General features: G+C 72.9%; 16 protein-coding genes. 4 read left to right on the forward strand and 12 right to left on the reverse strand.

Translation table 11 applies throughout. The features are described from left to right. Positions 1–11: 11 nt before the first annotated feature. The 6 genes from ACIO3R_RS18045 to eccD all read right to left on the reverse strand — a co-directional run bounded on the left by ACIO3R_RS18045 (position 12) and on the right by eccD (position 7,436). On the reverse strand, positions 12–3,053 hold the full coding sequence (locus ACIO3R_RS18045) for an AAWKG family protein (protein ID WP_402106653.1): 3,042 nt from the start codon (positions 3,051–3,053) through the stop codon (positions 12–14). A 55-nt stretch (positions 3,054–3,108) separates the two neighbouring features. Next, positions 3,109–3,570: a type VII secretion system-associated protein gene (locus tag ACIO3R_RS18050; RefSeq protein ID WP_402106655.1), complete on the reverse strand. Its 462-nt coding sequence runs from the start codon at positions 3,568–3,570 to the stop codon at positions 3,109–3,111. A 54-nt stretch (positions 3,571–3,624) separates the two neighbouring features. Next, complete coding sequence (locus tag ACIO3R_RS18055; RefSeq protein WP_363026200.1) at positions 3,625–3,963, reverse strand: WXG100 family type VII secretion target; 339 nt, start codon at positions 3,961–3,963, stop codon at positions 3,625–3,627. 61 nt (positions 3,964–4,024) lie between these two features. Beyond that, entirely contained in the window at positions 4,025–4,375 is a 351-nt protein-coding gene (locus ACIO3R_RS18060; protein WP_402106658.1) for a hypothetical protein, read from the reverse strand. A 187-nt stretch (positions 4,376–4,562) separates the two neighbouring features. Then, positions 4,563–6,032, reverse strand: coding sequence for a type VII secretion protein EccB (gene eccB, locus ACIO3R_RS18065; protein ID WP_385026188.1), 1,470 nt, complete (start codon positions 6,030–6,032; stop codon positions 4,563–4,565). Between the two features lie 12 nt (positions 6,033–6,044). Further along, positions 6,045–7,436: a type VII secretion integral membrane protein EccD gene (gene eccD, locus ACIO3R_RS18070; RefSeq protein WP_402106661.1), complete on the reverse strand. Its 1,392-nt coding sequence runs from the start codon at positions 7,434–7,436 to the stop codon at positions 6,045–6,047. Between the two features lie 186 nt (positions 7,437–7,622). On the opposite strand from eccD, the gene eccCa reads away from it, so the two are divergent. Beyond that, entirely contained in the window at positions 7,623–11,588 is a 3,966-nt protein-coding gene (gene eccCa / locus ACIO3R_RS18075; RefSeq protein WP_385026194.1) for a type VII secretion protein EccCa, read from the forward strand. Positions 11,589–11,654: 66 nt separating this feature from the next. Here the strand turns inward: eccCa and ACIO3R_RS18080 are convergent, their stop codons facing one another. The 3 genes from ACIO3R_RS18080 to ACIO3R_RS18090 all read right to left on the reverse strand — a co-directional run bounded on the left by ACIO3R_RS18080 (position 11,655) and on the right by ACIO3R_RS18090 (position 17,504). Beyond that, positions 11,655–12,872, reverse strand: coding sequence for a S8 family serine peptidase (locus ACIO3R_RS18080; protein WP_402106664.1), 1,218 nt, complete (start codon positions 12,870–12,872; stop codon positions 11,655–11,657). 67 nt (positions 12,873–12,939) lie between these two features. Beyond that, positions 12,940–16,245: a right-handed parallel beta-helix repeat-containing protein gene (locus ACIO3R_RS18085; RefSeq protein ID WP_402107144.1), complete on the reverse strand. Its 3,306-nt coding sequence runs from the start codon at positions 16,243–16,245 to the stop codon at positions 12,940–12,942. A gap of 305 nt (positions 16,246–16,550) precedes the next feature. Further along, positions 16,551–17,504: a GNAT family N-acetyltransferase gene (locus ACIO3R_RS18090; RefSeq protein WP_402106666.1), complete on the reverse strand. Its 954-nt coding sequence runs from the start codon at positions 17,502–17,504 to the stop codon at positions 16,551–16,553. Positions 17,505–17,713: 209 nt separating this feature from the next. Here ACIO3R_RS18090 and ACIO3R_RS18095 point away from each other — a divergent pair, with 209 nt between their 5' ends. Further along, positions 17,714–18,280 (forward strand): FHA domain-containing protein, encoded by a 567-nt coding sequence (locus tag ACIO3R_RS18095; protein WP_385026203.1) that lies wholly within the window; start codon positions 17,714–17,716, stop codon positions 18,278–18,280. A 35-nt stretch (positions 18,281–18,315) separates the two neighbouring features. Here ACIO3R_RS18095 and lpdA read toward each other — a convergent pair whose 3' ends face one another. Then, complete coding sequence (lpdA, locus tag ACIO3R_RS18100) at positions 18,316–19,737, reverse strand: dihydrolipoyl dehydrogenase (protein ID WP_402106668.1); 1,422 nt, start codon at positions 19,735–19,737, stop codon at positions 18,316–18,318. Positions 19,738–19,834: 97 nt separating this feature from the next. Between lpdA and ACIO3R_RS18105 the strand changes: the two genes are divergently transcribed. Beyond that, complete coding sequence (locus ACIO3R_RS18105; protein WP_385026208.1) at positions 19,835–20,749, forward strand: LysR family transcriptional regulator; 915 nt, start codon at positions 19,835–19,837, stop codon at positions 20,747–20,749. 137 nt (positions 20,750–20,886) lie between these two features. Beyond that, positions 20,887–21,918 (forward strand): cytochrome P450, encoded by a 1,032-nt coding sequence (locus ACIO3R_RS18110; protein ID WP_402106672.1) that lies wholly within the window; start codon positions 20,887–20,889, stop codon positions 21,916–21,918. Here ACIO3R_RS18110 and treY read toward each other — a convergent pair. Together treY and glgX are read right to left on the reverse strand one after the other, a co-directional pair. After that, the gene (treY, locus tag ACIO3R_RS18115; RefSeq protein WP_402106674.1) at positions 21,878–24,286 is read right to left on the reverse strand and encodes a malto-oligosyltrehalose synthase; all 2,409 of its coding nucleotides are present in this window, start codon (positions 24,284–24,286) and stop codon (positions 21,878–21,880) included. The two genes, ACIO3R_RS18110 and treY, sit on opposite strands and share 41 nt — an antisense overlap. Positions 24,287–24,373: 87 nt before the next feature. Beyond that, complete coding sequence (gene glgX, locus ACIO3R_RS18120; protein WP_385026217.1) at positions 24,374–26,539, reverse strand: glycogen debranching protein GlgX; 2,166 nt, start codon at positions 26,537–26,539, stop codon at positions 24,374–24,376. Positions 26,540–26,747: the final 208 nt, after the last annotated feature.

Below are 26,747 nucleotides of genomic sequence, written 5' to 3' on the forward strand. Positions count from 1 at the left end.
TCCTCGGCCGGCTACCGGCCGATCACCGCCGACACGCCACCCTCGTCCGTGCCCCAGGTGTCCTCGTCCTCGCTCACCCAGGTGGACCGCTCGCGTTCGTCGCTCTGGGTGTTGCCGCCCGCGCCGCCGCCCATGCCACCGCCCATCGGCGGCATCATCGGCGTGCCGCCGGACGAGGTGGTGCTGGGCCGCCGACTCGCCGTCGCGGCCTCCTCCGCGGCGAGCTGAGCCGATTTACCGCTGCGCGCGGCGGACGCCTCGCCCGCGGCCATCGCCCGGCCGCGCTCCCCGGCCAGCCCGGTCCCGGCGGCGCCCGACGCGGCTCCCGTGCCGCCTCCGGGGACGAGCCCCTGGTTGCCGAGCGGGTTCAGCGGGAGCCGGCCACCCCCGCCGGTGTCAGCGCCCGGGTCGCCGTAACCCCCGCCGCCCAGCGGCGATCCGCCGCTGCCGCCGTCCGGGTAGTCGTAGTAGTCGAAGTCGCTGCTGCCGCCACCGGTCCTGTTCGGTCCGAGCCCGCCGGTACCGCCCGACGTGCCGGTCGTCCGCCCGTACGCGTCGGTGGTGACCGTGCGCCCGTCCGGGTAGCTGATCTGGTGGCCGCCGTTCTTGAGGGTCTTGTCGACGGTGCCGTCCGGGTACGTCGTCGTGGACGAGCCGTCCGCGTTGTGCTTCGTCTGCGTCTGCGTACCACCGCTGCCGGTGGTGTTGAGGTGCTCGGTCTGCTTGTGGCCGTCGGCGTCGGTGGTGGTGTACGTACCGTCGGGGCCGAGCTTGGTGGTACTGCCGTCCTGGTACGTGGTGGAGACCGTGCCGTCCTTGCCCACCTGGGACACCGAGCCGTCGGCGTACTGGACGGTGGAGGTGCCCTTGCCCAGGTGCGAGACGGTCTTGGTGCTGTCCGGGTCGACCGTGGTCACGGTGCCGTTCGCTGAGACGGTGGTCTTCGTGCCGTCCTCGTGCGTGGTGGTGACCGTGCCGTCCTTGCCGTACACCGTGGACGAACCGTCCGGGTTCCTGACGGTCGAACCGGGCGCCGGGTGGCTGGTGGTGCTGTGGCCCTGAGCGTCGGTGCTGGTGAGCGTGCCGTTCGGGGCGAGCTTCGTCGAGGTGCCGTCCGGGTACTGCGTGACCGTCGTGCCGTCCGGGCTGATGGTGGCCTTCGTGCCGTCCCGGTAGGTGATGGTCTCGCCGCCGTCCTTGTTCAGGACCGTCTTCGAGCCGTCGGGATTGTTCGTGACGGAGGTGCCGTCGGGGTTGACGGTGGTGGTCGTGCCGTCCTTGTGCGTGGTGGTGCGCGACCCGTCGGCGTTGTACGAAGTGGTGCTGCCGTCGGGGCCCTTGACCGTCCTGACGGGGTAGCCGCCGGTGTTTCCGCCCGTGGCGTTGGGCGACAGCGGAGGCGGGATGACGCCCGCGGGCGTGATCTCCTTGTGGCCGTCCGGGTAGGTGGTGGTGGTCGAACCGTCCGGGTTCGTGATGCTGGTGGAGCCGTCGGGATTCCCGACGGGGACGTTCGCGCCGCCCAGGCCGCTGCCGCCGCCCGTGCCGTTGAGGCCGAGCGTGGGCGGAGGGACGATCCCGGTGCCGCTCCCACCCGCCCCGCTGTTTCCGCCGTTCAGACCGAGGTCGCCGCTGCCGGCTCCGCCGCCTCCGAATTCACCGCCGGTGTCGTTCTCCCCGATCTGCGGCGGAGGCTCGATGTCGCCGGTTCCACCGTCGCTGTCCAGGTCCTTCTTGAACTTGTCCATCTCATTCTTGGCGTCCTCCTTCTCCTTCTCCGCGTCGGCCTTCTCCTTCTCAGCCTCCTCCTTGGCGCGGCCCGCCTCGTCGGCGGCGTTGGCCTCCGTGAGGCTGTTGGCGCCGGCCTTGAACGGGAAGGACGCATCCGAGTTCAGCCCGACCATGGCCTGGTTGAGCTCCAGCATGGCCTTGCTCGCCGCCTGGTCGAGAGGAGCGAGAGTGGCGAGCCAGTTGGTGCAGGCCAGCGTCGCCAGGTTCTTCCAGTCGCCCTCGACGGTGAGATTCCCGTAGACCGGGTGGATGTGGAGGAAGCCGTCCCCGGGCTTGTTGTTGCCGTAGTTCTGCCGCATCTTCATGATGTTGTTCTCGTTCAGCCACATCGCCAGATCGTCGAGCAGCGCGTCGAGATGGGATGTGCCGAGCCATACGTTCGCCGGCCGGGCCCTGAGACCGGCGTAGGCCGTGTTGACCGCGGTCTGTACGCCGGGGTCCGAGTTGTTCTGCCAGCCGTTCCAGGCCGTGGCGAGTTCGTTCGCCGCCGTCCAGATCGCGAGTTCGGCGTCGATGAGCTTGTCCCCGACCACGGACCGGGACTTGTAGTCCTTGTTGCTCTTGAAGTCTCTGCCGCCGCCGGGCTGCACCGCACCCGTTCTGGGCGCGATCAGCGTGAGGAAGTCCTTGTAGCCGAGGCCCACCGCGTCGATCAGGTCGCGGAAGACGTCCGCTCCGCTGCCCTGATAGGACGAGAACTCGCCGTCGAGCTGCTTCACCCACTTCTCGAGGTCGACGGACTTGGCGGAGAAGTAGTCGACGACCCTGTTGAACGCCTCGGCGATGGGGCTGAATTCCTTGAGGTTGATCGCGTCGGCCGTGACGACCGCCGGGGTGTGGTCGTACCCACCACCGAACCCGTCCGTGGTGAAGGTGTCCCGGAGGGCCTCCAGCGCCTTCCCGTAGCCGTAGTCATAGGCCCCGGCGTTCCCGGTGTTGCTCCAGTCGGCGCCGCTGGACGAGCTCCAGGGGAGGGAGATCGTCGCCTTGTAGACGTCGAGGTAGGTGCTGGTCTGCCCGTCGGAGGGGCCGTAGAACTGGATGACCCGTTCGGGAGTCTCGCCCGCCTCCACCTCGCCCGTGGTGTTGCGGTCGTCGGGCACGCCCGCTTTGGTGACCCTCTTGACCGTGACCCGCATCCACTCGCTGCCGGTTCCCGACTTCGCGTCCGCACCGCCCACGGCCGCCACGTTGGCCCTGGTGCCGCCGTCGAAGCCGGTGAGCTGCTTGACGACGGATTCCCAGCTTGAATCGGCTGCCACGGGCAGGACACTCCTTGTACGGGTCTGTGCGACGAGCGGAGACGAGAAGTGGGGGTCAGGCGGTCTTCTGGGTCGGGGCGAGGTCCCCGTCGACATCGCCCAGGTCGTTCAGGAACTCCTGGCTCTTGATGTCCTCCAGGCTGTCCGCCTGGTTCTTCTTCATCGTCTCCAGCACCGTCTTCATGTTCTTCTGGATGTCGTTGAAGAGCTTCAACTGGTTGCTGATGACGCCCGCCTGGGACCCCGCCGCGCCCGTGAGGTACTCCACCAGCGGATTCGCGCTCAGCGGGGTCGCGTCCTTCCCGACCAGTTTGCCGAGTTTGAGCACATGGCTGCTGAGGCCCACCTCAGGGGTGGCCATCTGGGCGCTGAGGAACTTCAGGGAGGAGATCCCACCCGTCTCGGTGTCCTTCTCCAGCGCGGTCAGCAGGTCGATGAACTCCTGCACGTCGGTGTCGACGAACTTCTGGAGGGACTCCGTGTCCAGGTGCGACAGATTGGTCGGGTCGGCCGCCATGGCTTCTCACAATCGACGGGGGAGGCGGGGCAGGCGGGAGGCTGGGGCGGGCGGTCACCCGCCGACGCGGATGGTCCCCCACTCCGACGCGCTGCGGTTCTCGTGCTTGCGGTACTGGTCCGAGATGTCGCTCAGCGTGGAGCTGTGCTTCGTCAGGACCTGGCCCAGCTGGGTGGTGGCCTGGTTCCACTGGTTCTGCAGAGCCGCGTACGTCGCCGCGTCCGCACCCTGCCAGGCACCGTGCAGCCCGGCCAGTTCCTCGTTGAGGGCCTGCACCAGGGACTGGATGCGGGTCGTCTGGAGGCGCATGTCCTCGGCGGCCTGGTCCACCCGGCTGTACTCGACGTGGATGATGCCGTCGGTCTTGTTGGAGGGGTCGTACGGGGTGGTCATGACGAACTCCTGGAGGGGGAGACGGGGCGGGGACGGGAAGGGGGAGGCGCCGTACCGGCGATCAGGTCAGCTGGCCGAAGACGTCGTTCGACCGGCTGCTGCTCTGGATGGTCTCCGTGGTCCGTCCCTGAAGGCCGCGCTGAAGCACGCCGGTCTCCTGGAGCTTCTCGATCATCTGGCCGATGTTCTTGGTGATGATGTCCACCTGGCCGCTCCAGTCCGTGAGCAGCCGCTGGTACGCGCCGCCGTCCTGGCCCCCGTACGCCGACATCAGGCCGCTCATGGTGGTCCGCACCTCTTCCTGGGACTGCTTGATGCCGCTCTGGACCGTGCTCAGCGCGGTGTAGCCCTTCTGGTTCTCGGACTGCGACGACGTCTGGAGGTTGCCGGGAGGGGCGGGGGGAGTCGACATGGCAGTTGTCCTTTCCAGAACTTGAGCGTCTGTTGATGCTAGAGATGCGGGTGTGGCGCAAGCAATGCTCAGAGGTGAGATCTGAGCTGGAATTGATCATTGATGACGCCGACAGGCGTCCATCGGCCTGTGAACGGGCGCAGTTGAAGGCCCGGTGAAGGGCGGACGTCACCCCTTCACCGGCCGTTCATCCGCACGGCTGCTCCGACGGGCCCGCGAGGGACGCCCGTTCACCGCCGGCCACCGCGGCGTCCAGCACCGGCCCCGTCGGCAGCATGTCCAGCAGCCGCGACGGCACCGCCTGCGCGTGTCCGCCCTTGAGGCCGAGCCGCTCCACCGACTTCGCGTCCGGCAAGCGGTACTTGATGCCCACATCGGTGACCAGGTACGTCGTCGTGCCGATCACCGAGCCGCCCGCCCCCAGCGCCTGCACGAGCGCGCCGCCCCCGGGACGTACCTCCAGACCGTCCACCGCCAGGCACGCCCGCCGGATCTCCGGACCGGAGGCCACCGGAGCGGCCCGTACCGTCGCCGGCACCAGTGCCAGGGCCACCCGGGGCGCGGCCCCCTCCGGCTGGATCCGGGCGCACACCGACGTGCCGGGACCCGGGTCCCGTACGACGGGGATGCGGGACGGCCAGTCAGCCGGGTCCTTGGCCGCCTCGGCCGCCGGTGCCCGGTGCTGGGCCAGCTGGTCCGCGGTGAGCGGGAGCGCGGCCGGCACCGACCCCTTGTAGGCCAGCTTCGCCGTCCGGTCGTCGCCCAGCACGAGGGCCGCCCCGGGGGTGCTCAGCGGGCGCAGCCCGCTCTTCTCCAGCAGGAAGTGCTGGGTGACGGTGCCCGGCGAGGCCAGTGCGTACACCTGGCCCGTCCGGCCGGCGTGCCCGCCGATCCGGGGGCCGGCCGCGCCCCGGCCGTCCACCTCGGGCGCGGTCAGGTCGGGTCCGGCCGGGACGCTGTCGAGGAACGCCGCCGAGACGGGCACCGGCGTCGCCCCGGAGTAGCCCAGCGCCTCGGCCGCACCGTGCTTGCCGAGCCGCAGCCGGTGATCGCCCCACAGCAGGTGCGTGCTGCCGTCCGGGCCCTGGACGAGGACCGCGCGGTCCTCGCCGGGGGAGACCCCGCCGGCGGGCAGGCCCAGGCGCAGCGAGGTGACGGGGCGGCGGCCGGTGCGGTCGGCGCCCGTGCGGTCCGGTTCCTCGGCGCAGACCTGCCACGCACCCTGCTCCAGGTCACCGAGGCCGGGCAGCGCGTCGGGGGCGCCGGGGATGCCGACCGGGGTCCCGTGCCGCTCACCCGCCAGCGATGTCCCGGACACCGAGACCACCTTCAGCTCATCGGCCGCGATCAGCTTCGCCGACGCGTAGTTGCGGACTGGGCGCAGCGTCCCGCCGAGATAGAGGAAGCGGGTACCGGTGTCCTTCTGCACGATCAGCGCGGACTCCTGCCGCCAGGTCTTGGAACCCGCGGGGGAGATCATGCCGAAGAGCAGGAACCCGACGACGAGCACGACTCCGAGGCCGATGCCCCAGGCCATGCCCCGGTTCGTGCGGCCCACCGGGGACTCCGGGGAGTCCGGGTCGCCCCGCAGCATGCCGCTGGTCAGCCGCCCCATGACGAAGAGGTGGGCCTGGACCTGGTCCTTCCTGGACTGCATGTCGTACGCCCCTCAGCCGTTGGCGGTGCGCAGGGCCGTGTACACGCCCAGCACCCACAGAGTCAGCGGGATCAGGGCGACGGCGAGCAGGCTGTGCAGAATGTCCGCCGCCCGGCCCCAGTAGGGCAGCACCCGGCGGCCGGGCACCGTCCACGAGGCGATGGCCGCCGACGCTGCGACGGCGATGAGCGCCGCGATCAGGAACGGGCGCTGCCCGGCCTCCAGCGAACGGGCAGCCCGCACCGCCATCAGGACCAGGGCGTACAGGCCCGGGAGCATCACCGCGGGCCGCTGCCAGACGTTGCCGATGCCGCGCGCGTGCAGGAGCAGGAGCAGGCACAGAACTCCGGCGGTGACCAGGGCGGCGGTGTTCGGGCGGTCCAGGACGAGGACGGTCAGGACGACCGCGCACACCAGACCGGTCCCGGCGTACAGGGCGGTCATCCACTCCTCGGCGAGCGCGGTGCGGCTCACCACACTCCGGCTGGGGTGCGGTTCGATGCCTTCCTGGAGCTGCTCGGCGTTGGTGGGCAGGGCGGGCAGCCGCAGCCCGGACAGCCGGAAGGCGATGCCAGGAACCAGGCCGCCGAAGACGACCGCGAGGACCGCGAGGACGCTCGCCGCATGTGCGGCGGGCCAGTCGGTGACCAGCATCAGGGCGCCCCACAGGGCGCCCGCGAGCGCGACCACCGCCGCGCTCAGCAGCAGCGGCACGAAGGCGGCGACCGCGGCCACCGCCAGGACCGCCCCGCCCGCGGCCGCCGCCGAACCGGCGAGCAGCCGGGCACCCATCAGCTGCGCATCCGCGTCACCACTGGGCAGCAGCGCACCGGCCAGCCCCAGATACGGGGCGACGAGGACGCCGAGCGCGGCGCCGGCGGCGGAGTCGCCCACCGCCCGGCTCGCCGTGGCGGCACCGAACAGCACCAGCAGTCCGGTGGCGGCCGCGACCGCGGCCCGCAGCGCCGCGGAGCCGCCCGGCAGCGCCAGCACCAGCAGCCCGGCCGTGAGCAGCACGACCGCGGTGCCGCGCAGCAGCCACCGGCTGGTGCGGTCCTCCCAGCCGTGCGGTCGGTCGCGCATCGTGACGGCGACCCCGTCCACCAGGTCGTCGAAGTGGACGGGCGGGAGTGCCTCGGTGCGGGGACGGAGGAACAGCGTCTCGCCGTCCCGCAGGCCCAGGCCCTCCGGGGTGCGTTCCTCGTCCAGGGGCTCCCCGCCCAGGCGTTGCAGCACCCAGCCGCCGTGTTCGATCCCCCTCTCCGCCAGGTCGTGGCCCGCGTGGTCGAGAAGGATGGGCAGCAAGTCGGACACGGGGACGTCGGCGGGGACCGCCAGATCGATGAGCCGTTCCTGAGTTCTTACCGTGAGCCGACAGAGGCCGGGGGCGGATATGTCTGACATGCGGCGGGGCCACACCTCTCCGAGGGGCGGGGATACCAAAGTTGATCACCGCACACTACCTTTGATCCCGCGTCAGGCCGTCAGCCCCTGGTGCGCCCCCCGTGCCGGGCATACACGTGCTGAACCGCCCTGGATCCCCTGCCTCCCCACCGCGTCCGAGGCGACGAGCCCGAGGAGTAATTCCGCGTGAGCACCGTTCTGTTCCGTCGCCCCGCCCGCCGGCGGGGCCCCGACATGCCGGACGGCGAGATCAGCCTCCAGGAGCCGCCCGCTCTCCCGGAGGCGGAGCCGAACACCTCGGCCATGTGGATGTACCTCCCCATGGGCCTGACGTCACTCGCCATGATGATGATGTTCATCAGGCCCGGCCAGGCGACCACCTTCAGCTACCTGGCGATCGGGCTGATGCTGCTCTCGTCCGTCGCGATGATCGTCGGACAGCTGATGCGCAGCGCGGGCGAACGCAAGCGCAAGCTCAAGGGCGAGCGACGGGACTACCTGCGGTACCTGGCCCAGACCCGGCGCAAGATCCGCCGCACGGTGGCCGATCAGCAGAAGGCCCTGGCCTGGCGGCACCCGGACCCGGCCGGACTGTGGGCGCTGACCGGCACCAGCCGGCAGTGGGAACGCCGTCCCGCCGACGAGGACTTCGCGGAGGTACGGGTCGCCGTCGGCGAGCAGAAGCTCGGCACCCGGCTCGCCCCGCTGGCCACCAAACCGGTCGAGGACCTGGAACCGCTCACCGCGCACGCCCTGCGCAGCTTCATCCGGGCGTACGGAACCGTCCCCGGCCAGCCCATCGCCCTCTACCTGCGGGCCTGGTCGCGCATCCTCGTACACGGCGACAACGACCGGGCCCGCTCCCTCGCCCGCGCCCTGATCGCCCAGCTCGCGGCATTCCACGCACCCGAGGAACTCACCGTCGCGCTCTGCGTCTCCGACGCGCGGCGCGCCGACTGGGAGTGGGTGAAGTGGCTGCCGCACACCCAGCACGCCTACCAGCGCGACGGTGCGGGGCAGGCCCGTACCGTTGCGGCCGGACTCGTGGAGCTGGACGAGCTGCTCGGTGCGGACTTCACCGAACGTCCGCCGTTCGACCCGGAGACCGCGCCCGGCCGGGAGGAGCCCTTCACCGTCATCGTCGTGGACGGCGGCACCGTGCCCGGCGGCCACCGCCTCGAAGGAGCCGGGTACCGCAACGCCGTCGTCGTCGACCTGTCAGAGGCGCTGGCCTGGAAGCCCGCCCGCGGCACCCTGCGGCTGCGCATCGATGACGGCGGACTCCACCTGGTGCGCACCGACCGCGAACGCAAGGAGCAGGCCACCCTGCTCGGTGAGCCCGACACGCTCGGCCCGCTCGCCGCCCGTACGCTGGCCGCCCGGCTCGCCCCGTACCGCCTCGGCGGCGGTGCGGTCTCGGCCGAGCCGTTCGCCACCGACACCGAACTCACCTCCCTGCTGGGCATAGCGGACCTGCGCCGCCACGACCCCGCCAAGCTGTGGGACACCCGCCCGCTGGAGAGCCGCGACCGGCTGCGGGTGCCGATAGCCGTCGGTGAGGACGGGATGCCCGTCGAACTCGACATCAAGGAGTCCGCCCAGGGCGGCATGGGCCCGCACGGCATGCTCATCGGCGCCACCGGCTCCGGCAAGAGCGAACTGCTGCGCACCCTTGTGCTGGGCCTGGCCCTCACCCACTCGTCCGAGACCCTCAACTTCGTCCTCGTCGACTTCAAGGGCGGTGCCACCTTCCTCGGGATGGACGAGCTGCCGCACACCTCGGCCGTCATCACGAACCTGGTCGAGGAACTCCCCCTCGTCGGACGCATGCAGGACGCCGTGCACGGCGAACTGATGCGACGCCAGGAACTGCTGCGCCGGGCCGGGAACTACTCCTCCGTGCTGGAGTACGAGAAGGCCCGCGCCTCCGGCACCCCGCTGGCACCCCTGCCCTCCCTCTTCATCGTTGTCGACGAGTTCTCCGAACTCCTCTCCGCGCACCGTGACTTCATGGACCTCTTCGTGATGATCGGCCGCCTCGGCCGCTCGCTCGGCGTCCACCTCCTCCTCGCGTCGCAGAGGCTGGAGGAGGGGCGAATGCACCAGCTGGAGTCCCACCTCTCCTACCGCATCGGCCTGCGCACCTTCTCCGCGATCGAGAGCCGCGGCGTGCTCGGCGTCCCCGACGCGTACCACCTGCCGCCCACCCCCGGCAGCGGCTACCTCAAGAGCGGCGTCGAAGCCCTCACCCGGTTCCGCGCCGCGTACGTCTCCGGGGCGTACACGAGCAGGCGCGGCACCGTCCAGCAGGCGCAGATCGCCCGGCAGGTCGTCCCGTGGGGCACCGACTGGGTGGTGCCGCGCACCTTGCCCTCGGCCCCCGAGCCGCCGGCCCCCGACCCCGGCTCCGGCGAGTCCCTCCTCGCCCTCGCCCTCGACCGGCTGCGCGACAGCGGCCCGCCCGCCCGTCAGGTGTGGCTGCCTCCGCTGGACGCGGCGCCCGCCCTCGACGCACTGCTGCCGCCGCTGGTCCCGGACCCCGACTTCGGCCTCACCACGACGGGTTCCCCCGACCGGGGCAAGCTGCGCGTCCCCGTCGGCATCGTCGACAAGCCCTTCGACCAGGTGCGCGACCTGCTCACCGTCGACTTCTCCGGCTCGGGCGGACACTTCGCCGTCGCAGGCGGTCCCCAGAGCGGCAAGTCCACCGTGCTGCGGACCCTCATCGCCGCTCTCGCCCTCACCCACACCCCGCGCGAAGTGCAGTTCTACTGCCTGGACTTCGGGGGCGGAGCCCTGCTGGGCCTCGCCGGACTGCCGCACGTCGGCGGGGTCGCCGGCCGTCTCGACCGGGAACGGATCTCCCGCACCCTCGCCGAGGTCACCTCGCTGCTCAACCGGCGGGAGCTGTTCTTCCAGGAGCAGGGCATCGACTCCATGGCGACCTACCGCAGGCGGCGGGCCGAGGGACAGTACCCGGACGAGCCGCTGGGCGACGTGTTCCTCGTCGTGGACGGCTGGTCCACGGTGCGCAGCGACATGTTCGACGACATCGCCGTCTTCAACGGCATCGCCACCCGAGGCCTCAACTACGGCGTCCACCTCATGGTCAGCACCTCCCGCTGGGTGGAGCTCTCCGCCGCCCTCCGCGACCAGGTCGGCAACCGTCTGGAGCTGCGGATGGGCGACCCGATGGACTCCGCCATCGACATCCGAAAGGCCGCCACCGTGCCCGCCGTACCCGGGCGCGGTCTGAGCCCCGACAAGCTCCACTTCCTCACCGCGCTCCCGCGCATCGACGGCGGCGAGGAGGCCGAGGACCTCACCGACGCCCTCGCGGACCTCGTCGAGGCCGTCGCCGAGCACTGGGATGCCCCGCCGGCCCCGCCCGTCCGCATGCTTCCGGCCCACCTCACCGCCGCCGATCTTCCGCCGACGGACCCCGCCCGGCCGCTGCGCATCCCGTTCGGCCTGGACGAGGCCGAACTCGCCCCGGTCTGGCACGATTTCGGGCAGAGCCCGCACCTGATGCTGATCGGGGACACGGAGAGCGGCAAGACCAGCGCGCTGCGGCTGCTCGCCCAGCAGATCGTCGCGACCCACACCCCCGAGCAGGCGCGCATCCTGGTCGTCGACTACCGGCGCGAGCTCGTCGAGGCCGTCCCCGAGGAGTACCGCCTCGGCCACGCGGTGGCGGCGGACCCGCTGCGCGAACTCATCGACGGGGTCACCCGGGCGATGGTCGTCCGCGCCCCGGGCGAGGACATCTCCCCGGCCCGGATGCGGCGGGCCGACTGGTGGACCGGGCCGCGCCTGTTCGTGCTCGTCGACGACTACGAAATGGTCGGTACCGGCTTCAGCGGCCCCTTCGAACCGCTTCTGCCGCACATTCCGCTCGGCTACGAGGTCGGCCTCCATGTGGTCGTCGCCCGCGCCGCGACCGGTGCGTCACGTCTGGACCCCCTGATGCGCAAGCTCCAGGAGGTCAACTCCCCGGCCCTCCAGCTGTCCTGCCCACCGTCGGAGGGCTACGTCTTCGACAGCGTCAAGCCGAGGATCCTGCCGCCGGGGCGTGCGCTGCGGATCGCCCGACGCAAGGCGGCGCTCGTGCAGGTGGCGCTGCCGCAGGAGGCGGCGGGGCAGGAGGGGTAGAGGCAGGGTTCCGGTGGGCGGGCGGGTGCGAGAGCGGGCCGCCCGTCCCGGCCGGCGCCGCTGTCCTCAGGCGGTGCCGCCCTCCCCGCGGGTGCCCCGCGGGTCCAGCCGTCCCGGCCGCCAGCCCCTGGCCCGCCCCCGCGGCAGCGCCGCCGCGAGGAACGCCACGAGCAGAGCCGTCCCCGCGGCGCCCGCCGTGACCAGCAGCGCGGTGTTCCTGGCACTCGCGGCGTCCGGCGGGGACACCGGCCTCACCGGGTCCGGCCGTGCCGCCGCCGCATCCGGGGCCGGGGCCTCCGCGCCCGCCACCGCACCGTAGGGATCCAGCGCGGGCAGGTCCGCCGGGTACGCCGTGCGCAGCAGCCTCTCCCGCACCTGGGCCGCCTTCAGCTCCGGGTGGTAGGAACGGACCAGCGCCGCCGTGCCCGCCGTCACCGCCGCCGCCAGCGACGAGCCCGAGCCGGTCCACTTGCCGCCGTCCACCGGGCCCGGCCCGACGAGTGCGTCGCCGGGTGCGGTGAGGTCGGCGCGCGTGTAGGGCGGGGCGGTCTCCGGACGGGTGCCCTGCGGGCCGGTGTCCAGTACGGCGAGAACACCCTTCGGAGGCGCGGGAGCGGGCTTGGCGGGGGTGTCGCCGCTGGTCGAGGGCGGGACGCTGTCCGCCGCCGCCGGGGCCACCACCAGCGAGTCCTTGGCCGCGGCGACCGACAGCGCCGCCCGTACCGCCTTGTCCGCGCCGTCCAGCGGAGCCGTCACGGTGATCACCCCGGCCCCGCGCTCGGCCGCCGCCCGCACCCCGGCCGCCAGGCGTGCCGGGTCGGGTTCGCCACGGACGCCCGTGCCCCGTATGGCAAGGATCCTCGCCTGCGGGGCGACCCCGGAGAAGCCCTGGCCGGGGGTGGCCGCCCCCGCGACCAGACCCGCCTGGAAGGTCCCCCGGCCCACGCAGTCATCGCCCGCGTCACCCACCGCGTCGACCCGGCCGGCCAGTACGGCGGGCCCGTCGCTCACCCCGGTGCCGACGACCGCGACCGTCACGCCCCGCCCCTGCGACAGGGTCCACACCTGGTCGAGGCCGAGCGCCCGGCGCGTCCAGGGGGCGTCGGAGGCGGCCCGGCCCTTGAAGGCCGTACACGCCTGCTGTGCGGACAGCCGCTCGGGAACCCCGGGCAGCACCACCTGTCCGCTGCTGCTGCTGTTGCCGCCGTCGTCCGCGAGGGCGAGCGGGCCCGGCAGGGCAGTGAGAGCGGTGCTGAGCAGCAGAACGGTCGTACGGCGGTGCATGCGGGACGTTCCTCTGTTCGGTGAGGTCCGGAGGGTCCGGGGGAGGAGTGCGCGGCGGGGACAGCTCTCAGGAAGGCTGACGCAGGCCTGCCAGGTCCTCCGGCAGCAGGAGCTGCAGATCGTCCAGGCTCGGCGCCACGACCGTGCTCAACCGCCCCGCCTGACGCGTCATCATCTGTTCCAGCGTCTGCCGCGCGAGGCGTGCGTTGCCGAACGTGCGCCCCCTGGGCAGTCCGTCGAAATGCGCGCGCAGCGCGGTGGCGGCGCCGGGCGCGCACTCGTAGCCGTTGTCGACGGCGTGCTGGCGCACGATCGTGACCAACTCGTCACTGGAGTAGTCGGGGAACTCGATGTGCCGGGGGAAACGGGAGGCGAGACCCGGGTTGGAGCCGAGGAAGCGCGCCATCTCCTCGGTGTAGCCCGCCGCGATCACCACCACCTCGTCGCGGTGGTCCTCCATCAGCTTCAGGAGGGTGTCCACGGCCTCCTGGCCGAAATCGGCGGAGCCGCCGCTCCCGGCGGGGGTGAGGGTGTACGCCTCGTCGATGAACAGCACACCGCCGAGCGCGCGCGTGAACACCTCCTTGGTGAGCTGCGCGGTGTGTCCGACCCACCGGCCCACCAGGTCGGCCCGCGACACCTCCACCAACTGGCCGCGCGGCAGCACGCCCAGCGAGGCCAGCAGCTCCCCGTACAGCCGGGCCACCGTCGTCTTGCCGGTGCCGGGCGGCCCCGCGAAGACCAGGTGGTTGCTGATGCGCGGTGCCGGCAGTCCGGCTTCGGTGCGGCGGCGGGCGGTGGCCAGCAGGTTGACCAGGTCGCCCACCTCCCGCTTGACGGCTGCGAGTCCCACCAGCGCGTCGAGCCGCAGCAGCGGGTCGTCGTCGGCCCTGCGGCCCACGGCCGCGGTCACGCCGACGTCCCTGGCGGTCAGTACCGCCAGATCCCGTTCGTTGACCTCCGGCATGCCCGCGAGCCGGGATGCCTGACGGTCCACCATCTCCTCGAACACCTTGCGGGCGGTGCGCCCGTTGCCGAAGGACGCGTCGCGCGGAATGGCCTCGAAGTGGCCGTGCAACGCGGTCCGGGCCGCCGGTTCGAGCTCGTAGTGGTGCCCCGTGCACATCCGCTCGACGATGGTGACCAGCTCGTCCGAGGTGTAGTCGGTGAACTCCACGGTGCGGGTGAACCGGGAGGCCAGACCGGGGTTGGAGGCGAGGAAGCCGGTCATCTCCTCGGGGTAGCCGGCCGCCACGACCACCACGTCCTCCCGATGGTCCTCCATCAGCTTCACCAGGGTGTCGATGGCCTCCCGGCCGAAGTCCGCGCCCGAACCGCCGCCGTCGGAGAGCAAGGTGTACGCCTCGTCGACGAACAGCACACCGCCCAGCGCCTTGTTGAAGGTCTCGGTGGTCTTGATCGCGGTGCCGCCGACGATCTGTGCCACCAGGTCGGCCCGCGACACCTCCACCAGGTGACCGGTGCGCAGCACTCCGAGTGACGCCAGGATCGACCCGTACAGCCGGGCCATCGTCGTCTTGCCGGTGCCGGGCGGGCCCGCGAACACCAGATGGCGGCTCATGGGCGGGGCGGGCATGCCGAGGCTGGCGCGCCGCTGCGCCAGCCGGTTCAGATTGATCAGCGTCAGGACCTGCTGCTTCACGTCGGCGAGACCGATCAGGGACTCCAGCTCGGCCACCGGGCCGGTGTCCTTGTCCGGCTCGGCGGCCATCGGAACCGCACCGCCGGGCAGTCGCCCGCCGCCCGCCGCCTCTGCGCCCGCCGCACTGCCCCAGGCATCGGGAGCACCGTTGTCCGCGCTGTTCAGGCCCTCGACGGCGAGCCGGTCGCCGGGCACCGCCTGGCGCAGCCCGCTGCCCCGGTTCTCCCGTACCGTGCAGCCGATCAGTGACGCCGGGTCGGTGCCCTCGATCCGTACGCCGTCGGCGCCCGAGCCGGACACCTCGCAGGTCTTCAGGGCCGCCCGTGCGCCCGCGGCGACCAGCACACCGTGCTCACCCGAGCCGGTGACCCGCGCCCGCGCGGCGGACAGCTCGCCCTTCGCCTCGATCCGGACGCCCGCCCCGGCCGCGTCCTGGACGGCGGTGTCGCGAAGGGTGAGCGTGCCGAGTGCCCCGACGTGCACGCCCGCCTCGGCCGCCGTGCGCAGCGTGCTGCCGCCGACGTACAGAGTGCCGTGCCCCGAGACGTGCACGGCCGAGCCGGCCGACGCCTCGACGACGCACTCCTCCAGCCGGCCCCGTCCGTCCTTGGAGACCTCCACCCCGTGCGAACCCGGCCGCGTGACGGTGACGCGGCGCAACAACGGGTTGGCGCCGGTGCGGACGACGATGCCGGACCCGCCCGCGTCCCGTACCTCCAGGCGGTCGAACTCACCCGCCGAGTCCTCGTCGAGCAGTACCCCGACGGCCTTCGCGTCCGCCACGACCGTCCCGGTCAGCACCGGCGAGGAGAACCCGTTCACCCGGATCGCCGCATCCTGCGCGGAGGCGAACACACAGTCCTTGAACGTGCCCCGGCTGCGCTCGGTCACGAACAGACCGTGCCCAGCGGTCCGTTCCGTACGGCAGGCGGTCAGAGTGGGGGAGCTTCCGGCGCCCAGCACGAACCCGTGCCCGGTCGTGTCGGTCACCGACACCTCCTCCAGCACGGTCGGCCCGGTCGAGCTCACGTACACCCCGACCACCGCCTCGCGGACCGAGCCGCGCACCATGCGCACCGTGCTGTCCTCCTCGACGGCGACCCCGGGCTTGTCCGCCGCGGATATCTCGCAGTCCTCCAGGTGCAGGTGTGCCTGGCCGTTCGTCAGTACCCCGTTGCCCCGGGTGTCGCGCAACCTGCCGCCGCGCACGGTGATCCGCCCGCGCTCCCCGGCCACCACCGCCGACGTGCCCAGGTGCTCGACGACGCAGTCCTCCAGGAAGCTCTCGTTCCCGGACGTCGAGACCACACCGGCGCCCGCCGGATTGCTGACCCGGCACTCGCGCAGGGCGAGGGACCCACTGCCGCGCGCGAACAGCGCCGCCCACGCCGAGCCGTGCACCTCGCACCGGTCCATCGCGATCTGTCCGCGCGGCGAGTCGACGACCGGCAGCTCGTCATCGTGGCCGCGCAGCACCAGGTCGCTCACCATCACGGCGTCGCCGGTGAGGGTCAGCGCGGTGCCGCGCCGGGGCGCCAGCTCCACCGTTCCGGCCCCCTCGGACGCGGTCAGCGTGATCGCGGCGGAAACGGTGAGGGACTCCTCGTAGCGGCCGGGACCGATGCTGACGACAGCCCCGGTACGGGCCCGTGCGACGGCCTCCGCGACGGTGCGGAAATCGCCCGAACCGTCCACTGCGACGGTGAGCATCTGGCGTGACACGTATCTGACCTCCCGGCCCCCGGAGCCGGTGGGGCGGCGGGGACACGCGGCATGTGGTGGGGCGTACGGAACTTGAGTGCCCATCATGCCTGTTCGCGCAGGTCGAATGCCATGGTGGTCCGGGCCCGGCCGCCGCTCCCGAACGGCCCCCTCCGGCGCCGCGCACCGCGGGCTTCGCGTCCGCGGCCGGCCGGCCGCCGGGAAGACCCCGATCCCACGTCCGGCCCACGGAGACGAGCACGAGAGGGAGGCGGTCCGGTACGCGGCCCGGACCGCCTGCCGCGGCGGCTCCGTCAGTCCCACACCATGTCGAAGGCGCGCTCGAAGTCGACGTACCCCAGACGCTCGAAGGACTTCGCCATCGGCACGTTGCCCACGTCCGTCGCGGCCCGGATCCGCTCCACCCCGTCCTGCCCGGCGAGTACCCGGGTGCCCTCCGTGAGGAGGTCGTCGATGTAGCCGTGGCCACGGTGCGCGGGCAGCACACCGATGTACGCGATGATCGGGTTGTAGCTGTTGCGCGCCGGGATCACGAAGCCGACCGGTTCACCGCCGGGGAGTTCCGCGATCCGCCACCACTCCCGCGGGGTGGTGTAGCCGGCCAGCTCCTCGTCGTAATGCTTCTCCGCGGCGCGGCGCCCCGACAGCCCGGAGGCCAGATCCTGTTGGCCGTGGGCGTCGAGGGTGCCCTCCATCACGGGCGCCATCAGCGCGAGGAGGTCCTCGCGCCCGGCCACCGGGCGGAAGCGCAGCCGGCCGCTGTCGGCCGGCACCGGGGTGCCCGCGCGCCACTCCAGGCGCAGCCGCTCGACCAGCATCCGGGCCCCGGTGCGCTCCATGACCCGGATCCGGGCCTCGACGGCATCACGGACCACCGGGTCCGCACGCCAGTCCGGCGGCACGTACCGCCCGTACTCGGGACGCGGGCCGCCCGCGGGCACGACCGCCGCGGTCGCCGTCTCCAGCAGCCGCAGGCCCGCTTCGCCGCGCTCGGGCTCGGGCAGGGTGTCGTCGAGGTCGAAGAAGTCGAGAAGGAGCGGCGCCCTGCCGTCCGGGCTCCACCACGCGATCCGCGCCACCACCCGCTCGCCCCGCAGGGCCACCCACATCCACTCCGGGCGGCGGCGGCCGGACCCGAGGTCGTCCGCCAGCTCGTGATCGAGGACGTAGGACAGCCGGCGGAAGAGACCGAGCTCCTCCGGGCCGGCGAGCGGACGGACGGTCAGTTCGAGTGGTGCATCAGGCACAAAGTCTCCAGGGACTACGCAGGCGCCCGGCGGTCGCCGGGCCGGCACGGCGGCAGACGGTAGCAACCTCTCGCCCCCGGCGCCCCTGGATATCCGGGTGCGGGGGTGTGCGCGGGGCTGACGGGCCGGCCCGCCCGCGCGCAGGTCAGGAGCGAGGAGGACGCGGCCGTTCTGGACACCTTGGGGCGGTCGGCCCGACAATTGGCCCTGTGACGTCCTCCTTCGAGTTCCACACGTATCCCGCGCGGCTGTCCGACGCCCAGCGCGACCGTGTTCTCGGCGTGCTCAGAGAAGGCGCGGCGCAGGGAAAGCTCTCCCACGACACCTTCATGCGGCGCATGGAGCTGGCCCTGACCGCGAACCGCTCCGAGGAGCTGGCCGCGCTCACCGCCGACCTGGACAGCGGCGGCCGCTGGACGCGGCAGCTGATGCGGGTCGTCGGCGGGGTCTCCGGCTTCCCCGAGCGGGTCCGCAGGGCCTGGTGGGCCGAGCGGCTGCCCAAGCTGCTGCTGCCGGCGCCGAGCCCGCACCCCCTGCTCATCGGCCGGGATCCGGGCAACGGGCTGCGCCTCAGCCACGAGACCGTGTCCCGGACACACGCCGAACTCACCGTGCGCGGCGGCCGGTGGCTGCTGCGCGACCTGGGCTCGACCAACGGCACCTGTGTCAACGGACAGCGCGTCACGGGCACGGTCTCGGTACGCGAGGGGGACCAGGTGAGCTTCGGCACGATGATGTTCCGGCTCTCCGCACCCGCGCTCACGCCGCCCGCCTAGCTGTTCTGTCCACGAACGGCCCGCCCGGCCCGTTCTCACGCCTGCTGGTGCAGTCCGCGGCCCGCCAGGGTGAGGAAGGCCTCGCCGACCGCTTCCGAGAGCGTCGGGTGGGGGTGCACGTGGTGGGCGACGTCGGACGGCTCCGCGTCCCAGCCGACGATCAGCTGGCTCTCGGCGATCATCTCCGAGACGTGCGGCCCGACGAGATGGACGCCCAGGACCCGGCCGTCCCGCTCCGCGACCACCTTCACCATGCCGCCCTGCCCGTGCACCATGCCCTTGGCGACCGCCGTCAGTGGCATCGTGTTGACCACGACGTCGTGCCCGGCGTCACGGGCCTGTGCCTCGGAGAGCCCCACCGACGCGGTCTGCGGGGCGGAGTACGTCACCCGGGGCACCGCGGCGTAGTCCACCGGCGCCGGACGCAGTCCGGCCAGCGTCTCGGCCACCAACAGCCCCTCGGCGAAGGACGCGTGGGCCAGCCCCGGGGACGGCGGCGGCAGCAGGTCGCCCACCACGTGAATGCCCGGCACGGCGGTCTCCAGCCGGGCCCAGTCCCGAGGGACCACATGCCCGCGCCCGTCGGTGCCCAGCCCGGCCGCGCCGAGCCCCAGACCGTCCGTCACCGGGGCCCGGCCCACCGCGACGAGCAGCCGCTCCGCCTCCACCGTGCGGCTCTCACCGCGCGGGGTGCGGACGGTGGCCCCCACCCCGTCGTCGAGGACGGCCGCCTCCAGCAGCCGCGCACCCGTCCGCACATCGATCCCGCGCTTCTTCAGACCACGGGTCAGATGCCGGGACACATCGGCGTCCTCCAGGGGCACGAGCCGGTCCGCGGCCTCCACCAGGGTGACCCGGGCCCCCATCGACCGGTGCAGGGAGGCGTACTCGACGCCGATCGCCCCGCCGCCCAGCACCAGCACCGATTCCGGCAGACCGGGGGCGAACAGCGCGTCGTCGCTGGTCACCACCCGCCGCCCGTCGGCCACGAGCCCCGGCAGCATGCGCGGCCGCGACCCGGTGGCGAGCACGACACCGCGCCGGGCGGTGACCTCCCCGTACCCGCCGATGCGGGCGCTGCGCGGGCCCGTCAACTCCGCGCTGCCGTGCACCACTTCCACCGCCGCGCGCGCGAGGTGGCCGGCCACGCCGCGGTGGTTGCGGTCCACGATGTCGTCACGGGTCGCGACGAGCGCCGGCCAGTCCACCGACTCCAGGGTCGCCTTCACCCCCCACCGCTCACGGGCCTCCGCGATCCCGTCGACCAGCTCGGCCGCGTGCAGCATCGCCTTGCTGGGGACGCAGCCCCGGTGCAGACAGGTGCCGCCCACCTTGTCGCGCTCCACGAGAACCACGCCCAGGCCGAGCGCCGCGGCCCGCAGCGCGGTCGAGTAGCCGCCCGTCCCCCCGCCGATCACCAGCACATCGGTCCCGGTCACCTTCTCCGTCTGTGTCATGGCTCCCACCCTCCGCCCGGCCCTTGCCATGAGTCCAAGGCAATGTTTGTGTGGGTCCGATGCACAACGTTCATGGCTGAGGGCGGGGAGCGGCGCGATGAGTCTGCGTCAGATGGAGTACTTCCTCACCGTCGTCGAGGAGTCCTCCTTCACCCGGGCCGCCGAACTGCTCCACGTCACCCAGCCCGCGCTGTCCCACCAGATCAAGGCCCTGGAGCGGACCGTCGGCGGCGCCCTGCTCGAACGGCTGCCGCGCGGGGTGCGCCTGACCCCGATGGGCCGCGCCTTCCTGCCGCACGCCGAGCGGTCCGTGCGCAGCGCCGCCCAGGCCCGGCGCGCGGCGCGGGCGGCGGCGGGTGCGGAGGGCGGCGAACTCCACATCGCCACCGTGCACGCGATCGCCGTCGGCATCCTTCCCGAGGTCTTCGCCCGCTGGCGCGGCGCGCACCCCGGCGTCGGTCTGGTGCTCCATGAGTACGCCACCACGGAGGCGCTGGAGGAGCAGATCGAGCGCGGCACCGCCGACCTCGCCGTCGGCCCGCCGCCCGCCGACTGGCCCGGCCCCGTCGTCCCGATCGGCGAGGAGGAGATCGTCCTGGTCGTCCCGTTCGACGACCGGCTCGCCGGACGCGCCTCCGTCCGCCTCCAGGAGCTCGCCGAGCGCGCCTGGGTGCGCTGTGCGATGGAGGCCGTCGTGCACGGCCGGCCGTTCCTGGACTGGGTCTGCGCCGAGGCCGGATTCGTCCCGCGTACGGCGGTGCGGACCGAGCACACCTCGACCGCGGTACGCATGGCGGCCGCCGGGGTCGGCATCGCGACCGCACCCGCGCACGTCGTCCGGGGAGCGGTCGGCGAGGACTGCGCGGTGCTCGCCGTCGACCCGCCGTGGGCCCGCCCGCTCGCGGTGTTCTCCCGCGTCGAACTGACCGGCGCCGCCGCCGCGTTCACCGAACTGCTGGACGCGTCCTGGCCGCCGGACCCGAGGACCGCCCCGGCACCGGGCGGGCGGTGAGCGCGGGACGCCGCCGGGCCGGGCGGCGGGCGCCCCGTCACCCGGACGGCCGCGCGCCGACTGCGGCGGGCCCGGCCCGGTGATCCCCTGAGGGGGACCGCGCCGCACACCGGCGCACCGACCGCCCGGGGGTACGGATGCAGGCCGACGCCCCCGGAGACATACCCGCCCCGACGCCCTCGCCCGACCACCGCGCCGCCAGGCCGGCGCGGAACCGCCGGACGGCCCGCCCCGCCGGACCGAGCCTCCTCGCCCCCGGCGCCGCCCGCGACCCGTACCGGCTCTACCGGGTGCTGCGCGAGGAGTACCCGCTCAGCTACGACGCCCCCCTGGGGGCCTGGCTGATCAGCCGGTACGACGACGTGGTCGCCGCGCTCACCGGCCCGGGGTTCACCGGCTTCCCGCACGACGGGGCACCGCGCGGCGGCCCCGCACCGCTGGGCCTCTGCCACGGCAGTGCCCGTTGCCTGCCCCGCGACCGGTACACGGTGGTGACCGGCACCGCGCCCCGGCACCTGGCCGAACGCGTCGAGCGGACCGCGTACGTGCTGGCCCGGCGCATCGCCGGACGCCGGCAGGCCGATCTCGTCGAGGAGTTCTGCCACTGGCTGCCCGCCGGTGCCGGGCCCTTCCGGGCCCCGCCGCGCACCGCCGGCGGCGCCGCCGCCGACGAAGGGCCCTGTACCCGGCACACCGGGCTGCGCGAGACCGCGCTCGCCTCGTTGCTGGCCAACCTGCTGGACGACCCCGACCTGCTGGCCGCGCTGCGCGTCGAACCGGCACTCGCCGGGCGGGCCTGGACGGAGTCGATGCGCCGCGACCCGCCCGTCCAGGTCGTGCTGCGGCGCACCCTCACCGAGGTCACCCTCAGCGGCGGCACCCTCCCGGCACGGACCCCCGTCGCCTGCCTGATCGGCGCGGCGGGACGCGATCCGGAACGGTTCGCCGCACCGGACCTGTTCGACCCCTTCCGCCGCGACCAGGGCCGTACCACCACCACCGGCCCCGCGGGCTGCCCGGCCGTGGTGCTCGGACGGCTGGAGGCCGAACAGGGCCTGCGCGCCCTGCTGGACGCCATGCCCCGGCTCCGCTGGGCGGACGGATTCAGGCCGGCCGCCACCGGCCTGCTCACCCGGGGCCCGCGGTCCCTTCTGGTACGGCCCGGCTGAGCAGCGCCACCGGCCGCCCGGCGAACAGCTCGGACACCGCGGCCGTGCCGCCGGAGAACTCCTGGCCCGGCGTCAGCAGATCCCGCCACACCCCGTCGTCCGGCAGCGTCAGCTCCGTCCCACGCCAGCCGCCCGACTCCGCCAGCCGGAGCGACAGCCGGGTCACCGCGGTGACGACCTCGCCCGAGCGGCAGAACGCCAGGCAGTGCCCGGCCGCCGGACCCGAGGCCGCCAGCGGGGCGTACGTCCCCGACTCGCCGAACACTCCGGGCCGCGCGCGCCGGAGCCGCAGCGCCGCCACCGTGAGCGCCTCCTTCTCCTCCGAGAGCGCCCCGGAAGGCAGGTCAGGGGAGGGGCGCAGAAACGGCCGCCGGTTGTCCGGGTCGACCAGCGCCAGATACGCGCGCTCGGTGCCCTGGTAGAGATCCGGCACCCCCGGCATCGTCAGCTGCACCAGCGCCGCGCCGAGCACATTGGCCCGCACCTGCGGGGCGAGCGTGTCCGCGAACCGGTTCAGCAGTGCCCGCACCGGACCGGTCCCCGCGGCCGGACCGGCGGCGACAAAGTCGGACATCGCCCGCTCGTACCCCGGATCGGGTTCGGTCCAGCTGGTGAAGAGACCCGACTCGCGCACCGCCTTCAGCAGCGCGGGCTCCAGCCGTGCCGCCTGCTCAGCGGCCGGGAACCCCACACAGCCGAACGCGGTCTGCCACGCCTGCCAGGCCAGCTGCGGATCGGGGGCGGCCGCCGGGGCCGTCCGGGCCAGTTCCGCCACCAGCCGCGCCCACGGCCCCGGACACTCCGAGAGCACCGCGACGGTGGCCCGGACGTCGGCGCTGCGCTTGGTGTCGTGCGTGGTCAGCGCCGTGCCGGTGGCGGGCCAGTCCCGCGCGAGCCGGGTGCAGAAGGCGTGGAAGTCCTCCGGAGCCACCGCCGGCTGCCCCGGATCACCGCCCACCTCGTTGGCCGAGACCAGCGGCACGTACCGGTAGTACGCGGTGTCCTCGACCGACTTGGCCCGCAGCGCGGACGCCGTCTGCGCGAACCGGTCGCAGAACGCCGCCCGGTCACCCCCCGGACCGAGCCGCCCCAGCGCCAGCTCCCGCACCACGTCGACGGCCGACGCCTCCTCCCGCACGGCGAACACCGCCTTGGCGTCGCTCACCGCCGTCGCGTCGAGCGCCGCCCCGGCCGACTCCGTGCAGGGCCCGCCGGCCGTCACGTACGGCCGGTAGACCGGCACCCGGACCAGCAGTTCACGCACCGCGGTGTGCAGCGCCCACGGGGCGTGGTCGCGCAGCGCGGGGTCCTCGGCGCAGACGCGCGACGCCAGCCGGGTCAGCAGGGCGGTCTCCGCGGCCAGCTCATGGGTGACGACGCGGTACGCGGCCCGGCGCACGGTTGCGTTCCAGTAGCCTCCCCGGTCGCCGGCCGGGGAGGCGGACTCCCGGTAGTGGCCGAGCAGTTCCGCGGCGCCCACCGGGTCGACGAAGAGACCGTCGATCCGGTGCAGCGCGTCGTACCCGGTCGTCCCGGCCACCGCCCAGCCGGCCGGCAGCGGCTCGGGACCGGTGAGGATCTTCTCCACCACCGTCCACACCCCGCCGCTCGCCCCGGAGAGCCGTTCCAGATAGGCGGCCGGGTCGGCGAGCCCGTCCGGGTGGTCGATCCGCAGCCCCTCGACGGTCCCGTCCCGGACCAGTTCGAGGATCTTGGCGTGGGTGGCGGCGAAGACCTCCGGGTCCTCCACCCGCACCCCGATCAGCTCCGAGATCGTGAAGAACCGCCGGTAGTTCAGCTCGGTCCGGGCCAGCCGCCACCAGCCGAGCCGGTAGTGCTGGGCGTCCAGCAGCTCGGGCAGGTCGAGACCGGCGGTGCCGGCCCGGAGCGGGAACTCCTGCTCGCCGTAGCGCAGCACCTCCCCGTCGACCCGGAGCGCGCCGATCTCCTCGCCGAGCCGGCCGCCGAGCACGGGCAGCAGGACCCGCCCGTCGCCCGCCGCCCAGTCGATGTCGAACCAGCGGGCGTACGGGGAGCCGGGCCCCTCGCGCAGGACCTCCCGCAGCGCGTGATTGTGCCGGGGATCGGCCGCCATGTGGTTGGGCACGATGTCCAGGACCAGCCCGAGCCCGTGCTCCCGGGCGGTGCGTGCGAGCCGCCGCAGCCCTTCCTCGCCGCCCAGCTCGGCGCGCACCCGGCCGTGGTCGACGACGTCGTAGCCGTGCCGGGAGCCGGGCACGGCCTCCAGGACCGGGGACAGATGCAGATGGGAGACGCCGAGCGTGGCGAGGTACGGCACGGCGTCCTCGGCGGCCGAGAACGGGAAGTCCGGCTGGAGCTGGAGCCGGTACGTGGCGGAAGGCGTCATGGGGACGTTCGTACCCAGATCCGGGCGCTCTGTGTCACCCCATTGCGCACAAGGGCCCGACCGGCGGCCCCGTACCCGGCGTTCTCCCTACGCGGGCCGCTGGAGCACCGCCATGCTCCGCCCCACCAGCGTCACCCGATCGCCCGCCGCCACCTTCGGCCCCGCGCCGGTCAGCACACCGGCCGGGCGCGCCGTGTCGACGACCACATGCCACTGCCGCCCGTGATTGACCGGGACGGCGAACTCCAGCGTCTCGGCGCTCGCGTTGAACATCAGCAGGAAGGAGTCGTCGGAGATCCGCTCGCCGCGCGGCCCCGGCTCCGAGATGGCGTGCCCGTTCAGAAAGACCGTCAGGGCCTTGGCGTGCGCGGCCTGCCAGTCCCGCTGGGTCATCTCCTCGCCCTCCGGCGTGAACCAGGCGATGTCCGAGAGCTCGTCGTGCGTGCCCTCCACCGGCCGCCCGTGGAAGAACCGGCGGCGCCGGAAGACCGGATGGTCCCGGCGCAGCCACACCATGGCCCGGGTGAACTCCAGCAGGCTGCTGCCGAGCCCGTCGCCGCTCTGCGGCTCCGTCTCCTCGCCGTCGTCGTCCGCCGCCCCGGCCGGGTCGGGCCAGTGCACCCAGGACAGCTCGCTGTCCTGGCAGTACCCGTTGTTGTTGCCCAGCTGGGTGCGGCCGAACTCGTCGCCGTGACTGAGCATCGGCACACCCTGCGACAGCATGAGGGTGGCGATGAAGTTCCGCATCTGCCGCTCGCGCAGCTCCAGCACCTCGGGCCGGTCCGTGTCGCCCTCCACACCGCAGTTCCAGGACCGGTTGTGGCTCTCGCCGTCCCGGTTGCCCTCGCCGTTGGCGTCGTTGTGCTTGTCGTTGTACGAGACCAGGTCGTGCAGGGTGAATCCGTCGTGGCAGGTGGTGAAGTTGATCGAGGCGAGCGGCCGCCGGCCGTCGTCCTGGTACAGGTCGGAGGAGCCGGTCAGCCGCCCGGCGAACTCGGCCAGGGTCCGGGGCTCACCGCGCCACAGGTCCCGGACCGTGTCCCGGTACTTCCCGTTCCACTCGGTCCACAGCGGCGGGAAGTTCCCCACCTGGTAGCCGCCCTCGCCCACGTCCCACGGCTCCGCGATCAGCTTCACCTGGCTGACCACCGGGTCCTGCTGCACCAGGTCGAAGAACGACGACAGCCGGTCCACCTCGTGGAACTGACGGGCCAGAGTGGCCGCCAGGTCGAAGCGGAACCCGTCCACGTGCATCTCGGTCACCCAGTACCGCAGCGAGTCCATGATCAGCTGGAGCACGTGCGGGGAGCGCATCAGCAGGGAGTTCCCGGTCCCCGTGGTGTCCATGTAGTAGCGCTGGTCCTCGGCGAGCCGGTAGTACGAGGCGTTGTCCAGGCCCCGGAAGGAGAGCGTCGGCCCCAGGTGGTTGCCCTCGGCCGTGTGGTTGTAGACCACGTCGAGGATCACCTCGATGCCCGCCTGGTGCAGCGCCCGTACGGCCTGTTTGAATTCGAGGACCTGTTCGCCGCGGTCGCCCCAGGAGGCGTAGGCGTTGTGCGGGGCGAAGAAGCCGATGGTGTTGTAGCCCCAGTAGTTGGCGAGCCCCGCGTCCGCCAGCCGGTGGTCCTGGACGAACTGGTGCACCGGCATCAGTTCGATCGCCGTGACCCCGAGCTCCGTCAGATGCGCGATGACCTCCGGATGGGCCAGTCCCGCGTAGGTGCCGCGCAGCTCCTTCGGCAGCCCCGGGTGAAGCATCGTCAGGCCCTTCACATGGGCCTCGTAGATCACCGTGCGGTGGTAGTCCGTACGGGGCCGCCGGTCGTCGCCCCAGTCGAAGTACGGATTGACCACGACGGACGTCATGGTGTGCGGCGCCGAGTCGAGGTCGTTGCGCGCGTCGGGCCGGCCGAAGGGGTAGCCGTACACCGCCTCGCCCCACTGGATCTGTCCGGCGACCGCCCGCGCGTACGGGTCGAGGAGCAGCTTGGCGGAGTTGCAGCGGGCGCCGCGCTGCGGCTCGTACGGCCCGTGGACCCTGAATCCGTACCGCTGACCGGGCATCACCCCGGGCAGATAGGCGTGGCGGACGAAGGCGTCGGTCTCCCGCAGCTCCACCGCCGTCTCTGAACCGTCGTCGTGCAGCAGGCACAACTCGATTCGGTGGGCGGCCTCCGAGAAGACCGCGAAGTTGGTCCCGGCGCCGTCGTACGTGGCACCGAGGGGGTACGCCTGTCCCGGCCAGACCTGCATAGATTCGACTCTTCCACTCTGATGCGGTTGCCTGGGGAATGCGGGCTCCCTGGGGCAGATCTTCCCCGAAAGAGCGCCCCTTACCTAGGACGTCGCCCGGTCCGGTCAACATCGGGCCCCTCCATGTCGCCCGGAACCGGAATCCGGTGGACGCATCCGGCCGGCTGCCCGGTATGCGGCTTGCCGTGGGGTGTTTAATCACTATGAA

This window comes from Streptomyces sp. NPDC087428, assembly GCF_044744085.1.
Taxonomy (GTDB): Bacteria; Actinomycetota; Actinomycetes; order Streptomycetales; family Streptomycetaceae; genus Streptomyces.